3 protein-coding genes and 1 pseudogene are annotated in these 3,311 nt (G+C 26.9%); 2 read left to right on the top strand and 2 right to left on the bottom strand.

Going from position 1 to position 3,311, the window contains the following annotated elements; translation table 11 throughout:
• Positions 1-542: pseudogene (locus Q4Q55_RS10100) on the bottom strand (cobalamin biosynthesis protein CbiG); the annotation flags it as partial.
• A 50-nt stretch (positions 543-592) separates the two neighbouring features.
• Positions 593-1,630, bottom strand: coding sequence for a cobalamin biosynthesis protein (locus tag Q4Q55_RS10095; RefSeq protein ID WP_303372677.1), 1,038 nt, complete (start codon positions 1,628-1,630; stop codon positions 593-595).
• 61 nt (positions 1,631-1,691) lie between these two features.
• Between Q4Q55_RS10095 and Q4Q55_RS10090 the strand changes: the two genes are divergently transcribed.
• Positions 1,692-2,174: a DUF2299 domain-containing protein gene (locus tag Q4Q55_RS10090; protein WP_303372676.1), complete on the top strand. Its 483-nt coding sequence runs from the start codon at positions 1,692-1,694 to the stop codon at positions 2,172-2,174.
• A 651-nt stretch (positions 2,175-2,825) separates the two neighbouring features.
• On the top strand, positions 2,826-3,311 hold a 486-nt coding region (locus Q4Q55_RS10085), incomplete at its 3' end, for a Cdc6/Cdc18 family protein (protein WP_303372675.1).

Raw genomic sequence — 3,311 nt, 5'->3', positions numbered from 1 at the left:
TGAATTTCATCTTCATTTATTTTTGATGAATAAGAAATTGAAACGTTTATTTTGAAATTATTATCATTTAAATATTCAAATAAATATTTAAAGTCTTTATTAGGATTTATAACAAGTGAAATCTCTTCGTTTTCCAAAATAGCTTTATTAAAAAACAATATTTCTTTTGGATTATCAATCGATAAATATAAATCAATGGCCATGACATCGATTCCTAATTTATTATTAACATCTGTGGAAGTTGTAATCACAGGAGTTGCATTAATTAAGCTTGCTATTTTTTCTGTGAGTTTGTTAGCTCCACCTAAATGGCCGGATAATGTTGATATAACAAAATTCCCATTATCATCAATGTTTAACACTGCAGGATCAGATATTTTTGATTCAATTAAAGGTGCTATTGATCTAATTAAAATACCAGAAGCCATAATTGCAATTATTGCATCATATTCATAAAATAAAATTGAAAATTGTTTTTTAACATCTTTAAAATATAAATCAGCTCTAATTATTGTTGAATCTGAATCTAATTTATCTTTCAATAAAATTGATAAATCATGGCCTTTTTTTGAAACAGAAATAATAGCTATTCTCATAATATCACTTTGATTAAAATTAATAATAATATAATTGTTAGTGTAAACAATGCAATTGTCAATTTAGATAATCTGACTGCCTTTTCAATATCATTTATTTCAATAGGTTTGTTTTCGTCACCTAAAATATATGTTTGCTTTTTAACAAGTTTAATGTCTAATGCTCCTGCTGCTGATGCCATTGTATAACCTGAGTTTGGACTTGGACAATTTCTTGCATCTCTCATCATGATTTCAAAACTGCTTTTTCCATTGTATCTTAACAGATAAGCTGAAACAACAACATATATTCCTGATATTCTTGATGGAATATAATTTAATATGTCGTCGATTTTTGCTGGAACAAATCCAATATTAATCAATTCGTCACTTTTATAGCCAACCATAGCATCAAGTGTGTTGAACATCCTATACAACATAGGGACTAATAATAAGAAGTATAATTGATAATAAAATGGATTTAATAATATTATAATAGAAAAAATGAAATAATAAAATATTGGAGCAATGTAGGAGTCTGTAATGTTTTCAGTTAAACTTTCAATTGTTGCAGAAACTATGAAACTTTCAGTTAGTTCATCTGTGCTTCTGCTTACAAGATATGAGACTGATTGCCTTGCCTTATCCAAACTTTCATTTAAATCATTTTTAACACCAATTGCCGTATTCAGCAGCATTTTAATAGAAAATGTTGATGATAAAAAAATTATAAACACTAAAAATAATAAAATACTGTTATAACTGCATATGAAATAAATCACAAACAAAATCAAACATGTCATAGCTGTCGTGCCGATGACCAAAAGTAGGCCTGACGTTTTATTTTTGATTCCGATGCAGACACTTTTCAATGAATCAATTATTGATCCAATTATCACGACAGGATGAATCCTTCCTGGAAGTTCACCAATTATTACATCAAAAGCAATTGAAACCAAAAGAGCGAATATAATAACTATTAATAAGCTTAATGAATTTATTTTATCTGTTTGTGTAAAAATAATATCATTAATAATTTTATTATATTCAATCATAGTTTATAATATATATAATAAAAAAATATATAATTTATTATTAAATTTAAATGATGATATTATGGATATCGAAGAAAACATTAGAACATGGTTAATGGATGAAGAATGTTTATTAGAAAAAAAATTCGATGAAAACGCTGAATTTCACTATATTATTGAATTTCCAAAGGAAAACATAATGGATGTTGTCAAACCTGTTGGAAAAGATTGTATTATAATTGCCTGTGCCACTCAGGTTGCCCAGGAACATATTAATTTGATGCTTTCTTCAACACCTGACACCAGAAGGGATTTCATTCTTGATTTGCAAATGGGACTCAATAGTTACTTGGTTGATTTTGAGATTAACATAAACCAGGATCTTTTACAGCAGTTTGTCGTGACAGATACTGTTTATGAAGATGGTTTAACAAAAAATGAATTGATTAAAACCATTAAACGTGTTTTTAAAGCAAAATTACATTGTATTTTTTTAATCGACAAAAAATTTGGACCAATACCTCAAAATCAGGTTCAGTCAAATCAAAATGATATGTTCATCTAAAGAGGGAGAGGTGCATTTCAAGTATAACCTTTTTGTGGATATATTAAGATTGAAGAGGTGCATTTCATCTGTAAAAACACTTGAAATTAAACTCTTCAATTTTCTTGTTTTTTCAATTTAAATGATTTTTTTGCTGTTAATTTAGGGTTTTATCAAATGAAATTATTTTTTCATTTTCATTACACTTGAAACACATGTCTTGAAAATTGATTTTTGCATGAAATTCATTACACTTGAAACATACCTCTCCCACTTTGTGATAAATCATGATAATTTTTTCAAAAATTGCCTTTTTAAAGCCCAATACGGTCTTTGTTTTGTTGTTTTCACTAGATTTTTACACTTGAAATTGTTATTTTATATTTGAAATAGTACCATTTCATGTTTTAATTTTTAAACTGATTTAACAAAATTTTAAATAAATTAAATACTTTTTAACAGGTATAATCAAAAAATGTATCCATATATCATTTTTTAATCAATTTAAAGCATGTAAATTAATTTAATTTTTTTAATTTTATTAACTTTTGTCAATATTGCAATGAAAAACTTTATTTATGATACTTTTAATATATTATCACTGGAAATACTACTTACAGTTTTTTTCTAATTTTTACTTTAATTCTTATTAAAATTGATACTGGTGTTATTATGTCAAACATTTTTGATGATATTGAACGAACCGATTCATTTGGCAAGAACATATTCAAGGATAAAAAACCTTTGGATCACAGATTTTTGCCTGATAAGTTAGTTCACAGGGAAGAACAGATAAGACAAATTGCTAAATGTTGGGTGGATGCACTAAAAGAAGTAACACCATCTAATGTTACTCTTTATGGAAAAACAGGTACTGGTAAAACTGCGGCATCTAAATTTGCACGTGAACAGTTAATTGATGCAGCAAACAATAAAAACGTTTTTGTTAAAGTTGAATATATCAGATGCACAGATTACACTACTGAATACCAAGTCATTGCCCAATTATGTCAAAAACTTGGAAGAGATGTTCCTAACAGGGGTTGGACAAAAGGAGAAATAGTGAATACATTCAGGGACATTTTCAGAACAAATGCCTTTGGAAAAAAATTGATTTTGATTGTTATTTTGGATGAAATTGATATTTTACTTGATAAG

This window comes from Methanobrevibacter sp. (assembly GCF_030539555.1).
In the GTDB taxonomy this organism is placed as follows: domain Archaea; phylum Methanobacteriota; class Methanobacteria; order Methanobacteriales; family Methanobacteriaceae; genus Methanocatella.
Note: the sequence above shows the minus strand (reverse complement) of the source record. Positions and strands in the feature narration are given on the sequence as shown.

Excerpts from the sequence above, each read along its gene's own strand:
- Q4Q55_RS10095 (WP_303372677.1), bottom strand. The coding sequence starts at position 1,630 with ATGATTGAATATAATAAAATTATTAATGATATTATTTTTACACAAACA.
- Q4Q55_RS10090 (WP_303372676.1), top strand. The coding sequence starts at position 1,692 with ATGGATATCGAAGAAAACATTAGAACATGGTTAATGGATGAAGAATGT.